This window comes from Massilia phyllostachyos, assembly GCF_021044825.1.
Classification (GTDB): Bacteria; Pseudomonadota; Gammaproteobacteria; order Burkholderiales; family Burkholderiaceae_D; genus Telluria; species Telluria phyllostachyos.
In genome coordinates this window covers 921,993-939,206 of the sequence record NZ_JAJNOC010000001.1, presented here as the reverse complement: position 1 = coordinate 939,206, position 17,214 = coordinate 921,993, and the positions used below count along the sequence as shown (strand labels likewise).

Below are 17,214 nucleotides of genomic sequence, written 5' to 3'. Positions count from 1 at the left end.
CTTGGGTTCCTGGCGGGGGCGCCTAGCCCTGCGCCGGAACGACGAGCCTCGTGAGCATTTACTGGGTCACAGGATTCGGCTTGTTCTGATCGATGCCGTACTTGGCAATCGCCTGCGCCACGATAGCACGGTCGATCTTGCCCTCGTCCGCCAGCGCGCGCAGGGCCGCCACGGTGACGTAGTAACGGTTCACCTCGAAGAACTCGCGCAGCTTGACGCGCGAATCCGAGCGGCCGAAGCCGTCGGTGCCCAGCACTTTATAGGTGCGGTCCTTCGGCATGAAGGCGCGGATCTGTTCTGCGAACATGCGCATGTAGTCGGTAGTCGCGACGATCGGGCCCGCAGTGTTCTGCAGCAGCGAGGTCACGTACGGCACGCGCTGCTCGGCGTCCGGGTTCACCATGTTCCAGCGCTCGCAATCCTGGCCGTCGCGCGCCAGCAGCGTCAGCGAAGGCGCCGACCACACGTCCGCATCCACGCCCCAGTCGTTCTTCAGCAGCTCGGCGGCGAAGATCGACTCGCGCAGGATGGTGCCGCAGCCGATCAGCTGGACGCGCTTGGCGTTGTCCTTGCCGCCTTCGATCGCAGCGCCTTCCTGCAGCAGGTACATGCCCTTCAGGATGCCCTCCTCCTGGCCGGCTTTCAGGCCCGGATGCGCGTAGTTCTCGTTCATGATGGTGATGTAGTAGAACACGTCTTCCTGTTCCGTCACCATGCGGCGCAGGCCGTCCTGGATGATCACCGCCACTTCGTGGCCGAAGGTCGGGTCGTACGGCATGCAGTTCGGGACCGTGGCCGCGATGATGTGGCTGTGGCCATCCTCGTGCTGCAGGCCTTCGCCGTTCAGCGTGGTGCGGCCGGCGGTGCCGCCCATCAGGAAGCCGCGCGCGCGGATGTCGCCCGCCAGCCAGACCAGGTCGCCCACACGCTGCATCCCGAACATCGAGTAGAAGGTGTAGAACGGGATCATCTGGCGGTTGTTCGACGAGTACGAGGTCGCCGCGGCGATCCACGAGCTCATGCCGCCCGCTTCGTTGATACCTTCCTGCAGGATTTGGCCGGCCTTGTCTTCGCGGTAGTACATCACCTGGTCGCGGTCGACCGGCTCGTACAGCTGCCCTTGCTGGTTGAAGATGCCGATCTGGCGGAACAGGCCTTCCATGCCGAAGGTACGCGATTCGTCGACCAGGATCGGGACGATGCGCTGGCCGATGCTCGGGTCCTTCAGCAGGCTGGTGATCACGCGCACGTACGACTGGGTGGTCGAGATCTCGCGGCCTTCCGCGGTCGGCTCGATCACGGCCTTGAAGGTTTCCAGCGGCGGCACCACCAGCTGCTCATCGGCCTTGGAACGGCGCTGCGGCAGGTAGCCGCCCAGGGCCTTGCGGCGCTCGTGCAGGTACTGCATTTCCGGCGAATCGTCGGACGGCTTGAAGAAGGGGATGTCGGCCAGCTTGTCGTCCGGGATCGGGATGTTGAAGCGGTCGCGCATCTCGCGGATGGCGGCGTCGTCCAGCTTCTTGGTCTGGTGCGCGGTGTTGCGCGCCTCGCCCGACTTGCCCATGCCGAAGCCCTTGACGGTCTTCACCAGCAGCACGGTCGGGGTGCCCTTGTTCTCCTGCGCGTTCTTGAAGGCGGCGTAGATCTTGTGCGGGTCGTGGCCGCCGCGGGTCAGGCGCCAGATGTCGTCGTCGCTCATGTTGGCGACCATCTTCAGCAGCTCCGGGTGCTTGCCGAAGAAGTGCTTGCGCACGTAGGCGCCATCCTTGGCCTTGTAGTTCTGGTATTCGCCGTCGACGGTTTCCATCATCACGCGCTGCAGGATGCCGTCCTTGTCTTTTGAGAGCAGGGCGTCCCACTGCGAGCCCCAGATGACCTTGACCACGTTCCAGCCGGCGCCGCGGAAGTCCGCTTCCAGCTCCTGGATGATCTTGCCGTTGCCGCGCACCGGGCCGTCCAGGCGCTGCAGGTTGCAGTTGACGACCATGACCAGGTTGTCGAGGCGTTCGCGTGCGGCCATGCCGATCGCGCCCATCGATTCCGGCTCGTCCATCTCGCCGTCGCCGCAGAAGACCCAGACCTTACGGGCTTCGGTATCGGCGATGCCGCGGGCGTGCAGGTACTTCAGGAAGCGCGCCTGGTAGATCGCCATCAGCGGGCCCAGGCCCATCGAGACGGTCGGGAACTGCCAGAAGTCCGGCATCAGTTTCGGGTGCGGGTAGGAGGACAGGCCCTTGCCGTCGACTTCGCGGCGGAAGTTCAGCAGCTGTTCTTCGCTGATGCGGCCTTCCAGGAAGGCGCGCGCGTAGATGCCGGGCGAGGAGTGACCCTGGATGTACAGCAGGTCGCCGCCGTGTTCTTCGGTCGGGGCGTGCCAGAAGTGGTTGAAGCCGATGCCCAGCATATTGGCCAGCGAGGCGAAGGAGGAGATGTGGCCACCGAGGTCGCCGTCGGCGCGGTTGGCCTTGACGACCATCGCCATCGCGTTCCAGCGCATCCACGAGCGCAGGCGCTCTTCGTATTCGAGGTTGCCCGGGCTGTTCACGTTCAGGTGCGCCGGGATGGTGTTCACGTACGCGGTGTTGCTCGAGAACGGGATGTGGGCGCCGCGGCGGCGGGCCAGGTCGACCATGCGCTCCATCAGGTAGTGCGCGCGCTCGGTGCCTTCGTGTTCAATCACCGCTTCCAGCGCGTCCAGCCATTCCTGGGTTTCGAGCGTGTCGGGGTCGTTGGCAGCTTGTGCCGTCAACTGGTCGAGTTGAGCTGACATTAATGCGTCTCCTTGAGTTTGCGCCCCACCCGATCCCTTATCAATGGCTGGCGGCGATGGTGAAATTTCAACTATTTGAAAATAAACCCTTCGATTCTACCAGTGCGGTTTGCCTTTTTCAAATTGCGATATGTCATTTCATAGTATGAAATCCAATGCTGCAAGCGCACATTTTTCACTCTGAGGCGTGATGACAATCCTATAACGGCACGCCTGGCGCTTGCTCCCGCTTTCGATGGGGTTCGCGGCGTAATATGACGATGCTTGGGTCCTTGCGGCGCGCGATATGTTGTGCAACCCGTATAATTTCGTTTTTGCCTAGCCGTGAGCCAAAACATGCCAGCCCAGAACATCGATGGAGTCCTCCTTTCCCAACAACTGCGCGGCGAAATCGCCGAGCGCGCCGCCAAGCTCACCGCCGCCGGCAAGCAGCCCGGCCTGGCCGTGATCCTGGTCGGCGAGGACCCGGCGAGCCACGTCTACGTGCGCAACAAGGTCAAGGCCTGCGGCGATGTCGGTTTTCATTCGGTGCTGGAAAAATACGAGGCCGACCTGAGCGAAGCCGACCTGCTGGCCCGCATCGACGCGCTGAACAAGGACCCGGCCATCCACGGCATCCTGGTGCAGATGCCGCTGCCGAAGCACATCGACCCGAGCAAGGTCATCGAAGCGATCGCCACCAGTAAAGACGTGGACGGCTATTCGGTGCTGTCGGCCGGCGAACTGGTCGCCAACCTGCCGGGCTTCCGTCCCTGCACGCCGTATGGCTGCATGAAGCTGATCGAGACCACCGGCATCGACCTGCGCGGCAAGCACGCCGTCGTGATCGGCCGCTCGAACACGGTCGGCAAGCCGATGGCCCTGCTGCTCTTGCAAGCCAACGCCACCGTCACCATCTGCCATAGCGCGACGCCGGACCTGGGCCTGTACACCCGCCAGGCCGACGTGGTGGTCGCGGCCGTCGGCCGCCGCAACACCCTGACCGCGGACATGGTGAAACCGGGCGCGGTCGTGATCGACGTCGGCATGAACCGCGACGACGCGGGCAAGCTGTGCGGCGACGTCGACTATGCCGGCGTGCGCGAAGTCGCATCGCACATCACCCCGGTGCCGGGCGGCGTCGGTCCGATGACGATCACCATGCTGTTGATGAACACCCTGGAGTCCGCCGAGCGCGTGCACTCGAGTAAACAAATCGTGCCGGGCCAGGCCTCGGGAATGGATCCGAAGCCTGGCGTGGCCTGAACCATTCAGCCAGGAAGGAAGACCATGAGCACCAGTACTAGCAACGCACTCCTCGACTTTTCCGGCCTGCCGCGCTTCGACCTGTTCAAGCCGGAGCACGTCACGCCGGCGATCGAAGGGCTGATCAAGGAGGCCGCCGAGGTGGTGGCCAAGCTGGAAGCGCCCAGTGATAACGTCACGTGGGACAACTTCGTGGTGCCGCTGGAAGAAGCCACAGAACGCCTGGGCCGCGCCTGGGGCGTGGTCAACCACCTGAACCACGTGCGCGACACGCCCGAGCTGCGCGCCACCTACAACGAGAACCAGCCGAAGGTCACCGAGTTCTGGACCTCGCTCGGCCAGAACGAGGCGCTGTTCGCCAAGTACAAGGCGCTCCGCGCCAGCAGCGACTACGACAGCCTTACGCCGGCGCGCAAGCGCATCGTCGAGAACGCCCTGCGCGACTTCCGCCTGGGCGGCGCCGAGCTGCCGGAAGATAAAAAAGAGCGCTTCGCCGAGATCCAGGAACAGCAGGCCGCGACCTCGACCCGCTTCTCGCAGAACGTGCTGGACGCGACCAACGACTACAAATTGCTGGTCGAGTCGGAAGACGAACTCTCGGGCGTGCCGGACGACGTGAAAGCCGCCGCGCGCGCCAGCGCGGAACGCGACGGCAAGGCCGGCTGGCAGTTCTCGCTGCACTTCCCGTCCTACTACCCGATCCTGCAGTTCTGCGACAACCGCGCCCTGCGCGAAACGATCTACCGCGCAAGCAGCACCAAGGCGTCCGACGCCGGCACCATGTTCAGCAAGAGCGCGGACTGGGACAATACCCAGAACATCGTCAAGCTGCTGCAACTGCGCCACGAAGAAGCCCAGCTGCTCGACTACGCCAACTTCGCCGAAGTCTCGCTGGTGCCGAAGATGGCCGAAAGCCCGCAGCACGTGGTCGAGTTCCTCGAAGACCTGGCCAGGCGCGCCCGCCCCTTCGCAGAAAAAGACCTGGAAGAGCTGCGCACCTTCGCGCGCGACGAGTTGAAGATCGAGGACCTGCAATCCTGGGACGTGGCCTACGCATCCGAAAAGCTGCGCGAGCAGCGCTACGCCTTCTCGGAGAAGGAAGTGAAGGAATACTTCCCCGAGCCGAAGGTCGTGCAAGGCCTGTTCGACGTGATCCAGGGCCTGTTCGGCGTACAAATCAAAGGGGACGACGCGCCGGTCTGGCATCCGGACGTGCGCTTCTTCCGCATCGAACGCGACGGTGAACTGGTCGGCCAGTTCTACCTCGACCTGTATGCGCGCGAAGGCAAGAACCAGGGCGCCTGGATGGACGACGCGCGCGGCCGCCGCCTCACCATGGGCGGCATCGTGCAGACCCCGATCGCCTACCTGACCTGCAACTTCACGCCACCGGCAACGGTGGACGGCAAGCAGCAGCCCTCGCTGTTCACGCACGACGAAGTCATCACCCTGTTCCACGAATTCGGCCACGGCCTGCACCACATGCTGACCGAAGTCGAGGAACTGTCGGTGTCGGGCATCTCGGGCGTCGAATGGGATGCGGTGGAACTGCCGTCCCAGTTCATGGAAAACTTCTGCTGGGAGTGGGACAAGCTGCAGCAGATGACCGCCCACGTGAAAACGGGCGAGCCGCTGCCGCGCGCGCTGTTCGACAAGATGACGGCCGCGAAAAACTTCCAGTCGGGGATGATGACGCTGCGCCAGGTCGAGTTCTCGCTGATCGACATGCACCTGCACTACGACTTCGACCCGCAGGCCGAGCGCACGGTGCAGGAGCTGATCGACGCCATCCGCAAGCAGTTCGCGGTGCTGATCCCGCCGGCGTTCAACCGCTTCCAGCACTCGTTCGGCCACATCTTCTCGGGCGGCTACGCGGCCGGCTACTACAGCTACAAGTGGGCCGAGGTGCTGTCCGCCGACGCCTATGCGGCCTTCGAAGAGGCGATCGAAGTGGGCAACCTGGTCGAGACGGGCAAGCGCTTCCAGCGCGAGATCCTGGCGGTGGGCGGCTCGCGTCCGGCGCTGGAATCGTTCAAGGCCTTCCGCGGCCGCGAACCGTCGATCGGCGCCCTGCTGCGCCACAGCGGCATGAACGCTTGAAGCGGATGAAATGAACACGCGCGTCGACTTCCACACCAACATCCCGGACAAGCTGGCCTACGCCTGCCGCCTGGCGCGCAAGGCGTATGGCGCCAAGGCCAAGGTCGTGCTGCTGGCCGAGGATGCGGCCCAGGCCGAGGCGCTCAACGCGGCGCTGTGGACCGTGTCGGACACCGACTTCATCCCGCACGTGCTGGCCGGCGACCCGCTGGCCGCGCAGACGCCGGTCATCGTCACCGTCGACGAGGCGTCCGCACTGCCGCACTACGAGATGCTGGTCAACCTCACCCGCCGCGTGCCCGCCACCGTGGACCGCTTCGCGCGCGTGTTCGAGATCATCTCGACGGACGAGCAGGACGCCGCCGAAGGCCGCAAACGCTACGTCGCCTACAAGAAGCAGTCCTATCCCCTGACCCACTTCGTCGCAGGACAGTCATGAACCAGAACGCTTACGATGCGAGCATTCCAGTACTGACAGAAGTCGTCACCGATCCGGGCGCCGTCGCCGAGCCGGCCACGCCGGCGCCCGAACCGGTGGCCGAACGCCTCGAGCGCCGCGCCACCGAGCGCTGGACCGGCGAGGAATGGAGCGTGCTGGAACGCCGCGTGACCGAGCGCGTGCTGCAGCAGCTGCAGGGCCGCGTCGACTTCGTCCTTGAACAACGCGTGCGCGACGCCATGGCCGACGCGATGCAGCGGACCTTGGAGACCTTCACCGCCGATCTGCGCGATGGTTTGAATGAGGCGCTTGGCGACATCGTCGGCCAGGCCGTCAGCCAGGAAATCGCGCATCTCCAAACGCTCGGCAGATAATTTTCATCGTTCGCGGGGGTGGGCGACATCGTCGCCACGCATCGGCTAAGATTGCAGACTCTGCAATTCACTGACCGGCCCTTGTGAACCGAAAGATCCTCATCGCGGCGCTTGCGGCCGCAGGCGTCGCCATCGCAGGCGCCGTCCTCTACTTCACCCACACCATCGAACGCCAACCGGGCGCGCTGGGCGTGTTGACGCCGAAGGCGGCGAAGACGGTTCCGTTCTGGCCGGCGCGCGTCACGACCCTGGCCGGCGACGGCATCCCGGGCGCTACCGACGGCCCGGCCGCATCGAGCCGCTTCGACGACCCGTTCGGCGTGGCCCTCGACGGCAAGGGCAGGATCTACATCGCCGACGCCGGCGACACCAACCGCATCCGCACCATCGCGCCCGACGGCAGCGTCACGACCTTCGCCGGCAGCGGCGAAGGCTTCGCGGACGGCGTCGGCGCCGCGGCAGCCTTCCATACCCCGTCCGCGATCGCCTTCGACCACGAGGGCAATCTCTACGTCGCCGACACCGGCAACCACGCGATCAGGAAGATCGACAAGACCGGCATGGTCACCACCCTGGCCGGCGACGGCACGCGCGGCGATAACGATGGTGTCGGGCGCGCGGCCCGCTTCAACGGCCCGGTCGGCATCGCGGTGGACGACGCCGGAATCGTCTGGGTCGCCGACACCTACAACGACCGCATCCGCCGCATCGGCCGCGACGGCAGCGTGACGACCATCGCGGGCGGCGCCCGGCCCGGCAGCGCGGACGGCATCGGCGCCGCAGCCAGCTTCGACACGCCGAGCGCCATCGCGATGGCGCTTGACGGCACGCTCTACGTCGCCGACACCGGCAACAACGCGATCCGCAAAATCGCCGCGGACGGCACGGTCACGACCCTCGCCATGCCGCTCGAAGGCGAACGCCGCCCCGTGCTGCGCCGCCCGGTCAGCCTGGCCCTGACCCGCGACGGCTACCTCTACATCGGCGCCAGCGCCGGCGGCCGCATCCTGCAACTGACGCCGGAAGGCGAATACCGCGCCCTGCTCGACGCCGACGTGCCGCCGTCCAGCGACGGCTTCGGCCCCGACGGCACCGTCCAGCTCTACGGCCCGCGCGGCATCGCGGTGGAGCGCGACGGCAGCCTGGTGGTGCTGGATGCGAACGCCCACCGCCTGCACCGCCTCTCCAGCCCGCGTCCCAACGAGGCCGCGCCCGCCCGTCCCCAGCCGGTGGCGGTGCGGCGCGAGGCGCCGATGCCGTGGCCGGTCGGCCCGCAGGACATGGTCCATGAAGTCGTGGGCGTGATGGGCGAGGTGCGCGGCAGCTACACGGGCGAGAACCGCGACCACTTCCACGCCGGCCTCGACGTGCGCGCCGACGTCGGCTCGAAGGTGCTGGCCGTGTTCCCCTCGAAGATCTCGGACCCCTACGCCAACTGGGGCTTCGACTCGCTCAGCGAGGGCCTGAGCCTGGGACCGCTGTCCTACATCCACATGCGCGTCGGCCGCGACAGCCGCGGCAAGCCGCTCGACCAACGCTTCCAGCTGCTGCTGATCGAAGAGGGAAAGGGACGCGGCAAACCGGAGCGCGTGCGCGTCCCGCGCGGCACCCGCTTCGCGGTCGGCGACGCGCTCGGCACCATCAACGCCATGGCCCACGTCCACCTCGACTATTACCAGGGCGGCGCGGTGGTCAATCCCTTGAGCCTGCCCTTCGTCGGCTTCATCGACACGGTGGCGCCAACCATCAACAGCATCGCCCTGTTCGACAGCACGGGAAAACGCCTGCGTCCGCCACAGGGCACGCGCAAGAAGCCGGTGCTCGACAAGCGCCTGCGGGTGCCGCGCGCGCTGGGCGAAGTCAACATCGTGGTCGACGCCTACGACCAGGTGAACGGCAACCTGGCGCGCCGCCGCCTCGGCCTGTACAAGCTCGGCTACCAGATCCTGCGCGCGGACGGCAGCGTCGTTCCCGGCTACGAGCGGCCCCTGATCACGCAGGTCTACGACCGCCTGCCGCGCAATCCGGAGGCGGTCAAGGCCGTCTATGCGCCGAACAGCGGCATCACGGTCTACGGCAGCAAGTCGACCCAGTTCGCCTACGCGCTCGACAGCCGGCTGCAGGATGGCGAAGCCAGGACCGGCAGCTGGAAGGTGGGCACCCTGGCGCCGGGCGACTACATCCTGCGCGTCTACGCGGCCGACTACGCCGGCCAGGTGGCGCTCGAAGGACGCGACCTGGCCCTCGTCATCGAGTAGGCCTACAATGCATATCGGGTAGCCGCTGCGGCGGCATTCCGTGCACGACTCCAAGGGGAGGGCATCATGGACCGATATGACGTACTCATCGCCGGCGCGGGCCCGACCGGCATGGTGCTGGCGCTGGCGCTGGCCAAGCAGGGCATCCGGGTCTGCATCATCGACAAGGCGGACGGACCGGGCGCCACCTCGCGCGCGATGGCGGTGCAGGCGCGCACGCTGGAACTCTACCGCCCGCTCGGGCTGGCCGACGAGGTCGCGAACGCGGGCCGTCCGAACCCCTGCATCAACCTGTGGGTGCGCGGCAAACGCCGCGCCCAGCTCGCGCTGCGCGACGCCGGCGCCCGCCTGACACCCTACCCCTACGTGCTGATCTACCCGCAGGACCGCCACGAAGCGCTGCTGGAACGCCACCTCGAGGCCGCCGGCGTGACGGTCCGGCGCCGCACCGAGCTGGCCGCCTTCGAGGACCGGGACGACCACGTGCTGGCCACGCTGCGCAGCGCCGGCGGCGAGAACCTGCAGCTGGAAGCGCGCTACCTGGCCGGCTGCGACGGCGCGCGCTCCTTCGTGCGGCGCCAGCTGGGCACGGGCTTCGCCGGCGGCACCTACGACCACCTGTTCTACGTCGCCGACGTCCAGGCGCGCGGACTGGCCGCCAACGGCGAGATCCACCTGTCGCTGGAAACATCGGACTTCGTGATCCTGCTCGGCTACGACGACAGCGGACGCGGGCGCCTGGTCGGCACTGTCCGCGACGACCGCGGCGAGGCCGGGGCGCTCAGCTTCAACGACGTCAGCCACCGCGCCATGGCCAGCCTGGGCCTGGAAGTCGAGCAGGTGCACTGGTTCTCGACCTACCGCGTGCACCACCGCGTGACCGGCCATTATCGGAAAGGACGCGCCTTCCTGCTGGGCGACGCCGCCCACGTGCACAGCCCGGCCGGCGGCCAGGGCATGAACACCGGGATCGGCGACGCCATCAACCTGGCCTGGAAACTTGCCGCGGTGGTGCGCGGCGAGGCGCCGGACGGCCTGCTCGACAGCTACGAGCGCGAGCGCATCGCCTTCGCCCGCAAGCTGGTCGACACCACCGACCGGTTGTTCAGCTTCGTGACGCTTGACTCCGGTTTCGCCGATTTCATCCGCACCCGCATCGCGCCGACCTTCGCCAGCGCGGCTTATGCCATCGGACCGGTGCGCGAGATGATCTTCCGGATCCTGTCGCAGACCACCATCAACTACCACGACAGCCCGCTGTCCAGCGGCGTGGCCGGACGGGTCCAGGGCGGCGACCGCCTGCCCTGGGTGCTCCGGGAAGGACAGGACAACTACGCCGCGCCGGCGCGCATCGACTGGCAGGTGCACGTCTATGGCCAGGCCTATCCGGACCTGCGCGCCTGGTGCGACCGCCACGGCATGATGCTGCGCGAATTCGACTGGGGCCGCGAGCACGACGAGGCCGGCCTGGCGCGCAACGCCGCCTACCTGCTGCGGCCGGACGGCTACGTCGCCCTGTGCGACCCGGGCGCCTCGGCGCAGGCATTGGAAGACTATTTCTGCGATCTCGACTACCGGCGCTACCGTGTCTGCGAGCCGAAACAAGTTGCTCTATGAATGCCGCATAAATCGCTGCCTCGTGAGGAGAAATTTATAGACAACATTGTCTAGATAATCTAATGTCGAGGCATTCCTGTCCACCTGGAGCGCCTCCCATGCTGAAACAATTCGCCGTCGCCGTGTTCCTATCCGCCGCCGCCCTGGCCGCTGCGCCGATCCTTGCGGCCGACCTGCCCAGCCATCCCTTCATCCACGTCAACGCGTCCGCCGAGTTCTACGTGATGCCCGATCTCGGCGAGATCGACATCGACATCGTCTCGCTCGACACCGATCCGGACACGGCCTGGAAGGAAGTCAACGACGGCCTGGAGACCGTGCGCGCGCTGTTCGTGCAGCACGGCGTGGCGATGGACGACATCCTGGTGCAGGACATCGTGCGCCGGCCGCGCAAGGTCGAGGTGCTGCCGGAAGGCCAGCCGCTGCCGATGGACACCCGGGTCTCGATCCACCTGACGGTGCGCGACCTGGGGCAATGGACCCCGCTGCTGCGTTCCCTGCTGGTGATGAAGAACATCGAATCGCTGGCGGTCTCGTTCAACCGGAGCGACCGCGGCAAGATCGAGGACGACCTGCTCGAGGAGGCGCTGGGCAAGGCCAAACTCAAGGCGCAGAAGATCGCCAAGGGCGTCGGCGCCAGGCTGGGCGCGGCGGCCGGGGTGTCGGTGGGTGCGTTGAAGAACCTGTCGAACGCGATGGGCATGTCCAGCGACCCGTTCGCGCGCAATGTCGGCGAGCGGCGCGCGTCGCCCAAGGGCAGCGAGATGGCGCTGGTGCAGGCGATGCGGCTGGGGCAAGCGGTCGACGTGATCTACCGTATCGGCAACGCCGGCCGCTGACCGCCGTATAAAAACAAAAGCGCGCCTGCTCGTGCATGGCGCGCTTCTTTCATACCGGGATGACGCAGCTTATTTCTGCGTCAGCACCCATTTCACCAGGCTGCGGGCTTCCGCCTCGCTCACCTGCGGGTTGGCCGGCATCGGCACCGGGCCCCAGGTGCCCGCGCCGCCCTTCATGACCTTCTGCACCAGCTTGTCCTCGGCGCCCTTCTGGCCTTCGTACTTGGCGGCGACGTCCTTGTAGGAGGGGCCGACCAGCTTATTGGCGACCGCATGGCAGGCCATGCAGTTCTTGGCTTTCGCGAGGTCGGCTTGTGCGAACGCGCTCGTGGAAGCGAAGGCCGACAGTGCCACACACAACAGCAAAGACCGTTTCATTTGTTTCTCCATGTTCATAACATCTGCATTCTACCGTGAATTTCCACGGTGGCCATGGGAGGAAACACTCTGTAGCGGCGGATACACTCTGTAACGCACATACAACGTCACCATCACGACCGAGCTGGATTTTGCCACGAAGCATCATTTTATTTGTAAGATGGCCGCCTAAGGAGTCATTCATGCCGCTCATCCTCTTGATCGCCGCCCTGTGCGTGCTGCGCTTTTTCGAAGTCTGGCGTTTCGCCGAACTGTCCTGGTGGTGGATCGTCGGACTGATGGTGGTCGCCTTCATCTGGTTCGAATTCATCGAAAAGATGCTCGGCCTCGACAAGAAGAAAGCACATAACGTCGATAACCAGCGACGCGAGGACCGCGTAAGAAAGGCCTTCGACAAGAACGGCAAGCGCAAGTAAATCTTTCCGATACCGCAGGGTGATATGCTGCATGTATCACCGGGCCAGACTCATCTACTGCGCGTATCAATGAACCTCGAACTCCGCCAGCTCCGCCATTTCGTTACCGTCGCCGAGGAGCTGCATTTCGGCCGCGCCGCCGAGCGCCTGCACATGACGCAGCCGCCGCTGTCGCAGAGCATCGCCAACTTGGAGGCCCAGCTGGGCGCGCCGCTGTTCGTGCGCAACCGGCGCCAGGTCACGCTCACGCCCGCCGGCAGCGCCCTGCTGCCGGAAGCGCGGCGCCTGCTCGACGACGCCGGCGCCCTGCCCGGCCTGGTGCAGCGCGTGGCCGGCGGTGAAGCGGGCCGCCTGACCCTGGCCTTCGTTTCCACCGCCGACTACAGCGTCCTGCCCGCCATCCTGCAGCGCTACCGCGCCGCCTATCCACAGGTCCAGCTGGTGCTGCGCGAAGCGACCAGCGACGTGCAGGCCGAGGAGCTGCTGCACGGCCGCATCGACGCCGGCTTCGTGATCCCGCCGCTGCCCGGCCGGCTCGACGCCACGGTCGCCTACCGCAAGGTGCTGGAAGAGCCCCTGATCCTGTGCGCGCCGGCCGGGCTTGATGCGCTGCGGACCGACGGCCCCGTCAGCCTGCGCGACCTGCCGCCGCTGCCGCTGGTGATCTTCCCGCGCGCGCTGGCGCCGAAGCTGCACGACGCCATCCTCGCCACCTTCCGCGACGCCGGCATCACGCCCGTGATCGGGCAGGAAGCAATCCAGATGCAGACCATCGTCAGCCTGGTCTCCGGCGGCATGGGATTGGCACTTGTGCCACAATCCGTCTCGAACCTGATGCGCGCGGGCGTAGAATACCGGGCCTTGCGCGAGTCCACGCCGCTGACCGAACTCGGTGTGGCCTGGCGCCGCGACAGCGATTCGCCCGTGCTCAGGGGCTTCCTGGAACTGATCGAGAAAGAATAGAACATGCTAGTACACCCGCAGCCGGATCCCATCGCCTTCGCCATCGGCCCGGTGCAAATCCATTGGTATGGCCTGATGTACGTGGTCGCCTTCGCCCTGTTCCTGATCCTGGGCCGGGTGCGCATCAAGCAGCCGCACATCGCGGCGCAGGGCTGGAAGGCCGAGGACCTCGACGACATGCTGTTCTACGGGATGCTCGGCGTGGTGCTGGGCGGGCGCCTGGGCGAGGTGCTGTTCTACCAGCCGCTGTACTTCCTCCAGCATCCGCTCGAGATCTTCATGGTCTGGCGCGGCGGCATGTCCTTCCACGGCGGCTTCCTGGGCGTGCTGATCGCGATGGCGCTGTGGGCGCGCAAGTCGAAGCGCAACCTGCTCGACGTGTACGACTTCATCGCGCCGATGGTGCCGCTCGGGTATGCGGCCGGACGCCTCGGCAACTTCATCAACGCCGAGCTGCCGGGGCGGATTGCCGACCCGAGCCTGCCCTGGGCCATGCTGTGGCCTGGCGTCGAAGGTCCGCGCCATCCGTCGCCGCTGTACCAGATGCTGCTGGATGGGATCGTGGTGTTCCTGATCCTGTGGCCGTATGCGCGCAAGCAGCGCCCGCGCCTGGCGGTGGGCGCCATGTTCACCCTGCTGTATGGCTGCGCGCGCTTCACTACCGAGTACTTCCGCGTGCCGGACTGGGAGACCACCGTGTTCGGGCTGCCGATCACCTCGGGGCAGGTGCTGTCGCTGCCGATGATCGTCGGCGCACTGGTCATGCTGGCGTGGGCGTATCGCCAGGCGCCGGGGCGCGCGGCGCACGCATAAGGTCGCACACCACGGCACGTCGCACCGGCCTGCGCCGGTGCGACGGTTTTTCGGTTAACGAAAATAGTTACGCAGCCGTCAGGGCGCGGGCCAGATCGTCGAGCGTGGCAGGCTTGGTCAAGTGCAGCGCAAAGCCAGCCTCCAGCGCCTGCGCCACGTCCGACTGCTGCCCATAGCCGCTCAGCGCCACCAGCCGCAATCCCGGATCCGCCCCATGCAGGCGGCGCGCCAGGGTGTAGCCATCCATGTCGGGCAGGCCGATGTCGAGGATCGCCACGTCGGGCGCCTGGCGCGCCGCTTCCGCGATCGCCTCCTCGCCGGTGGCCGCGACCCGCACCGCGTGCCCCATGTTCTCGAGCAGCGCCGCCGTCGTCACCACCGCGTCGTAGTTGTCGTCCACCAGCAGCACGTCCAGCCGGGCGGGCATGGCCGCGACGGCGGCATCCGGCCCGGCCTGCGCCGCATCGCCCAGCGGCAGCCAGACCTCGAAGCGGCTGCCCTTGCCTTCTCCCTCGCTGTAGGCCTTGACGCTGCCGCCATGCAGCTCGACGATGCGGCGCACGATCGCCAGCCCCAGTCCGAGCCCGCCGGTATGGCGCGCCAGCGGCTGCGGCGCCTGGAAGAAGGGGTCGAAGATCCGCTCCAGCATGGCCGCGCTCATGCCGGCGCCGTCGTCGCTGACGAGCAGGCGCGCCATGCCGTCGCGGCTGTCGAGCGCCACGTCGATGCTGTCCTTGCCGAAGCGCGCCGCGTTCGACAGCAGGTTGTTGAGCACCTGGGTCAGGCGGCTCTCGTCGCCGCGCACCCACAGCGCATCCGGCGCCGCCAGCGCCACCCGCACAGCGGGGAAAGCCGTCACGGCGTGGCGCACGATGTCGGCCAGGTTCACGGGACTCAGTTCGACCTGCAACTTGCCGCTGGCGATGCGCGAGACGTCGAGCAGGTCGTCGACCAGGCGCCGCAGGTGGTTCACCTGGCGCCGCATGATGGTGCGTTCGCGCGCGCTGGACGCTTCGCCACGCATGTCCATCAGGTCGAGCGAGGCGACGATGGGGCTGAGCGGATTGCGCAGCTCGTGGCCGAGCATGGCGAGGAACTCGTCCTTCACCTGGCCGGCGGCGCGGCTGTCCTCGAGCGCGCTTTCCAGCGACGCCAGCAGGCGCGAGCGCTCGGCCTCGTGGGCGTCGCGCTGCAGCGCGGCGGCCTGCAGCGCCTCCTGCATCTGCACGATCTCGACGATGCGCGACGGCGCCACCGCGACCGGCTGCCCGGCGCCCAGCGCCGCCGTGCCTTCGCCCAGGTTGCGGAAGGTGCGCACGATGCGGTTCGCCAGCAGGGTCGAGGCGGCCAGGCAGGCCAGCAGCGAGGCCGCCAGGCCGGCCGCGTAGAAGGTCAGGCCCTGCAGCGACGCCGGCGCCAGCCCCGCGGTGGGCACGCCGATCGCCACCGACCAGCCGTAGCGCGAGCGCACGAAGCCGGTGGTGACCGCGTCGCCGTCCAGGGTCGTGGTGCGGCCCACCGCCTCGTTCCCCGCGGTGCGCATCAGCTGCGCCAGCGAGGGCGAGACCGGGGTGCCGACCGCCGTCTTCTGTCCACGCGAGCGGGCCACGATGGCATTGCTGACGTCCATGATCGCGATCACCGAGTCGTCCGGCACCTGCTGCCGCTCCAGCACGCGCAGCATGCGGCCGGGCTTGACGATGGCGCTCAGGATGTAGTCGCGGCCCAGGCTGTTCTCGACCGGCACCCGCACCGGGAAGGCGGCGCGGCCGCCCTTGCCGCGCGCGACGCTGCCGGCCACCGGCTGGTACAGGTCGATCGCGCGTTTCAGGCTTGCGGGGTCGGCCACGGGGCCGCCCGGCTCACCGTATGCGGCCGTGGTGCGCAGCAGGATCTCGCCGCGGGTGTCGCTCAGAAAAATCGCCAGCCATTCCGGCTGGGCCGCCATCTGGCTGCGGGCGAAGGCGTGGAAGGCGGGCAGGTCGCCCGCGGCCAGCGCCGGCGTGCGCCCGATGGCGCCCAGCGCGGCCACGGCCGCATCGAGTTCGGCGTCCACGGCGCTCGACAGCGCGCGCGCCTGGTCGAGCAGCGCGCGCTCCTGTTCGCGCTGCTGGTATTCGCCGACCAGGTGCAGGCCCCAGACGCCCAGCAACGCCAGCGGCAGCAGGCCGAGGGCGGTCAGCAGCACCAGCAGGCGCCGGAGCGAAACGGTGAAGGCCTGGCGCAGGAGCATGGACGGTTGGCCGGAATGTCAAACAGACATTATAGGCACAAACGCCGCTGTGTTAGCCGCTGTCTTAGTCAGTCGAAGTCTTCCGCCAGGTTCTTCCAGCCGCGGCTCTTGGCGAAGGCCGTGAACTCTTCCGGCGCCTCGAGCACGATCAGGCGGCTCTCCTGCAGGCCCGGGTCGCTGTGGCCGAAATCCGGCCCCTTGTAGCCCAGGCCGCGCAGGCGCTCCACCAGCTGGCGCACCAGCACGGCGTCCTTGTAGGCGCCCGGCTCCAGCCTGGCCTTGAAGTCGACGTAGACGTCGATGATGCCGTAGCCTTCGTCGAAGATGCGGATCGCCTTGACGTCCAGGGTATTGCCGGCGCCGTCCTTCACCTGGAAGGGCCCGGACAGTTCAATATCGGAATCGGTAGTCATGGCCCCAGCATACCACTCGCGGCCTCACCCCGTGCGCGCCGCGAGATGGTGCGCGACCAGGGCGTTGGCATGGCCGTGCCCGAGCCCGTGCTCGGCCTTGAGCCAGGCGACCAGCTCCATGTGCTTCGTGCCGGCCTGGGTGTCCAGCAGCGCGAGCCAGTGCGCGACCGGCTGGCCGTATTTTTTCTCGATCGAGGGAAAGTAGGATGCGGGGCCGCGCACGGGTTCGGACATGGTGCTCTCCATTGAAGGTGGTTGAACCGGCACGACGAACGGGAGCGCCCGGATTCGACATCCGCCCCGTCGTGACAATCGGTGGATTTGCATGTACAGCTTTTCGGTAGCATGAAGGCTTT

15 protein-coding genes are annotated in these 17,214 nt (G+C 67.0%); 10 read left to right on the top strand and 5 right to left on the bottom strand.

The features are described from left to right. Positions 1–58 precede the first annotated feature (58 nt). A complete protein-coding gene (aceE, locus tag LQ564_RS04010; protein WP_231056781.1) occupies positions 59–2,770 on the bottom strand; it encodes a pyruvate dehydrogenase (acetyl-transferring), homodimeric type in 2,712 nt (903 codons plus the stop codon). A 336-nt stretch (positions 2,771–3,106) separates the two neighbouring features. Here aceE and folD point away from each other — a divergent pair, with 336 nt between their 5' ends. The 7 genes from folD to LQ564_RS03975 all read left to right on the top strand — a co-directional run bounded on the left by folD (position 3,107) and on the right by LQ564_RS03975 (position 11,642). Further along, positions 3,107–4,015, top strand: coding sequence for a bifunctional methylenetetrahydrofolate dehydrogenase/methenyltetrahydrofolate cyclohydrolase FolD (folD, locus tag LQ564_RS04005; RefSeq protein WP_231056780.1), 909 nt, complete (start codon positions 3,107–3,109; stop codon positions 4,013–4,015). A gap of 24 nt (positions 4,016–4,039) precedes the next feature. Continuing rightward, positions 4,040–6,115: a M3 family metallopeptidase gene (locus LQ564_RS04000; protein WP_231056779.1), complete on the top strand. Its 2,076-nt coding sequence runs from the start codon at positions 4,040–4,042 to the stop codon at positions 6,113–6,115. A 10-nt stretch (positions 6,116–6,125) separates the two neighbouring features. Next, a complete protein-coding gene (locus LQ564_RS03995; protein ID WP_231056778.1) occupies positions 6,126–6,554 on the top strand; it encodes a DNA polymerase III subunit chi in 429 nt (142 codons plus the stop codon). Then, entirely contained in the window at positions 6,551–6,928 is a 378-nt protein-coding gene (locus LQ564_RS03990; protein ID WP_231056777.1) for a DUF2486 family protein, read from the top strand. Before LQ564_RS03995 ends, LQ564_RS03990 begins: the two co-directional genes overlap by 4 nt. 83 nt (positions 6,929–7,011) lie before the next feature. After that, positions 7,012–9,186: an NHL repeat-containing protein gene (locus LQ564_RS03985; protein ID WP_231056776.1), complete on the top strand. Its 2,175-nt coding sequence runs from the start codon at positions 7,012–7,014 to the stop codon at positions 9,184–9,186. Between the two features lie 66 nt (positions 9,187–9,252). Next, a complete protein-coding gene (locus LQ564_RS03980) occupies positions 9,253–10,803 on the top strand; it encodes an FAD-dependent oxidoreductase (protein WP_231056775.1) in 1,551 nt (516 codons plus the stop codon). Between the two features lie 98 nt (positions 10,804–10,901). Next, positions 10,902–11,642: an SIMPL domain-containing protein gene (locus tag LQ564_RS03975; protein WP_231056774.1), complete on the top strand. Its 741-nt coding sequence runs from the start codon at positions 10,902–10,904 to the stop codon at positions 11,640–11,642. Between the two features lie 69 nt (positions 11,643–11,711). On the opposite strand, the gene LQ564_RS03970 is transcribed toward LQ564_RS03975, so the two are convergent. Then, on the bottom strand, positions 11,712–12,020 hold the full coding sequence (locus tag LQ564_RS03970) for a c-type cytochrome (RefSeq protein WP_231056773.1): 309 nt from the start codon (positions 12,018–12,020) through the stop codon (positions 11,712–11,714). A gap of 182 nt (positions 12,021–12,202) precedes the next feature. Between LQ564_RS03970 and LQ564_RS03965 the strand changes: the two genes are divergently transcribed. The 3 genes from LQ564_RS03965 (at position 12,203) to lgt (ending at position 14,212) form a co-directional block, all read left to right on the top strand. Further along, positions 12,203–12,436: a TIGR04438 family Trp-rich protein gene (locus tag LQ564_RS03965; RefSeq protein ID WP_231056772.1), complete on the top strand. Its 234-nt coding sequence runs from the start codon at positions 12,203–12,205 to the stop codon at positions 12,434–12,436. A gap of 69 nt (positions 12,437–12,505) precedes the next feature. Continuing rightward, a complete protein-coding gene (locus LQ564_RS03960; protein WP_231056771.1) occupies positions 12,506–13,399 on the top strand; it encodes a LysR family transcriptional regulator in 894 nt (297 codons plus the stop codon). A 3-nt stretch (positions 13,400–13,402) separates the two neighbouring features. Continuing rightward, positions 13,403–14,212 (top strand): prolipoprotein diacylglyceryl transferase, encoded by an 810-nt coding sequence (lgt, locus tag LQ564_RS03955; RefSeq protein WP_231056770.1) that lies wholly within the window; start codon positions 13,403–13,405, stop codon positions 14,210–14,212. A 67-nt stretch (positions 14,213–14,279) separates the two neighbouring features. Here lgt and LQ564_RS03950 read toward each other — a convergent pair whose 3' ends face one another. The 3 genes from LQ564_RS03950 to LQ564_RS03940 all read right to left on the bottom strand — a co-directional run bounded on the left by LQ564_RS03950 (position 14,280) and on the right by LQ564_RS03940 (position 17,092). Beyond that, positions 14,280–16,445: a hybrid sensor histidine kinase/response regulator gene (locus tag LQ564_RS03950; RefSeq protein ID WP_231056769.1), complete on the bottom strand. Its 2,166-nt coding sequence runs from the start codon at positions 16,443–16,445 to the stop codon at positions 14,280–14,282. A gap of 68 nt (positions 16,446–16,513) precedes the next feature. After that, complete coding sequence (locus LQ564_RS03945) at positions 16,514–16,858, bottom strand: hypothetical protein (RefSeq protein WP_231056768.1); 345 nt, start codon at positions 16,856–16,858, stop codon at positions 16,514–16,516. Between the two features lie 24 nt (positions 16,859–16,882). Beyond that, on the bottom strand, positions 16,883–17,092 hold the full coding sequence (locus LQ564_RS03940) for a DUF4287 domain-containing protein (RefSeq protein ID WP_231056767.1): 210 nt from the start codon (positions 17,090–17,092) through the stop codon (positions 16,883–16,885). Between the last annotated feature and the right edge of the window lie 122 nt (positions 17,093–17,214).

What these genes read in the sequence shown, in the direction of transcription:
- LQ564_RS03965 (WP_231056772.1), top strand. Translation starts at nt 12,203, where the DNA reads ATGCCGCTCATCCTCTTGATCGCCGCCCTGTGCGTGCTGCGCTTTTTC.
- LQ564_RS03945 (WP_231056768.1), bottom strand. Translation starts at nt 16,858, where the DNA reads ATGACTACCGATTCCGATATTGAACTGTCCGGGCCCTTCCAGGTGAAG.
- aceE (WP_231056781.1), bottom strand. Translation starts at nt 2,770, where the DNA reads ATGTCAGCTCAACTCGACCAGTTGACGGCACAAGCTGCCAACGACCCC.
- folD (WP_231056780.1), top strand. Translation starts at nt 3,107, where the DNA reads ATGCCAGCCCAGAACATCGATGGAGTCCTCCTTTCCCAACAACTGCGC.
- LQ564_RS03960 (WP_231056771.1), top strand. Translation starts at nt 12,506, where the DNA reads ATGAACCTCGAACTCCGCCAGCTCCGCCATTTCGTTACCGTCGCCGAG.
- lgt (WP_231056770.1), top strand. Translation starts at nt 13,403, where the DNA reads ATGCTAGTACACCCGCAGCCGGATCCCATCGCCTTCGCCATCGGCCCG.
- LQ564_RS03975 (WP_231056774.1), top strand. Translation starts at nt 10,902, where the DNA reads ATGCTGAAACAATTCGCCGTCGCCGTGTTCCTATCCGCCGCCGCCCTG.
- LQ564_RS03970 (WP_231056773.1), bottom strand. Translation starts at nt 12,020, where the DNA reads ATGAAACGGTCTTTGCTGTTGTGTGTGGCACTGTCGGCCTTCGCTTCC.
- LQ564_RS03950 (WP_231056769.1), bottom strand. Translation starts at nt 16,445, where the DNA reads ATGCTCCTGCGCCAGGCCTTCACCGTTTCGCTCCGGCGCCTGCTGGTG.
- LQ564_RS03980 (WP_231056775.1), top strand. Translation starts at nt 9,253, where the DNA reads ATGGACCGATATGACGTACTCATCGCCGGCGCGGGCCCGACCGGCATG.
- LQ564_RS03940 (WP_231056767.1), bottom strand. Translation starts at nt 17,092, where the DNA reads ATGTCCGAACCCGTGCGCGGCCCCGCATCCTACTTTCCCTCGATCGAG.
- LQ564_RS04000 (WP_231056779.1), top strand. Translation starts at nt 4,040, where the DNA reads ATGAGCACCAGTACTAGCAACGCACTCCTCGACTTTTCCGGCCTGCCG.
- LQ564_RS03995 (WP_231056778.1), top strand. Translation starts at nt 6,126, where the DNA reads ATGAACACGCGCGTCGACTTCCACACCAACATCCCGGACAAGCTGGCC.
- LQ564_RS03990 (WP_231056777.1), top strand. Translation starts at nt 6,551, where the DNA reads ATGAACCAGAACGCTTACGATGCGAGCATTCCAGTACTGACAGAAGTC.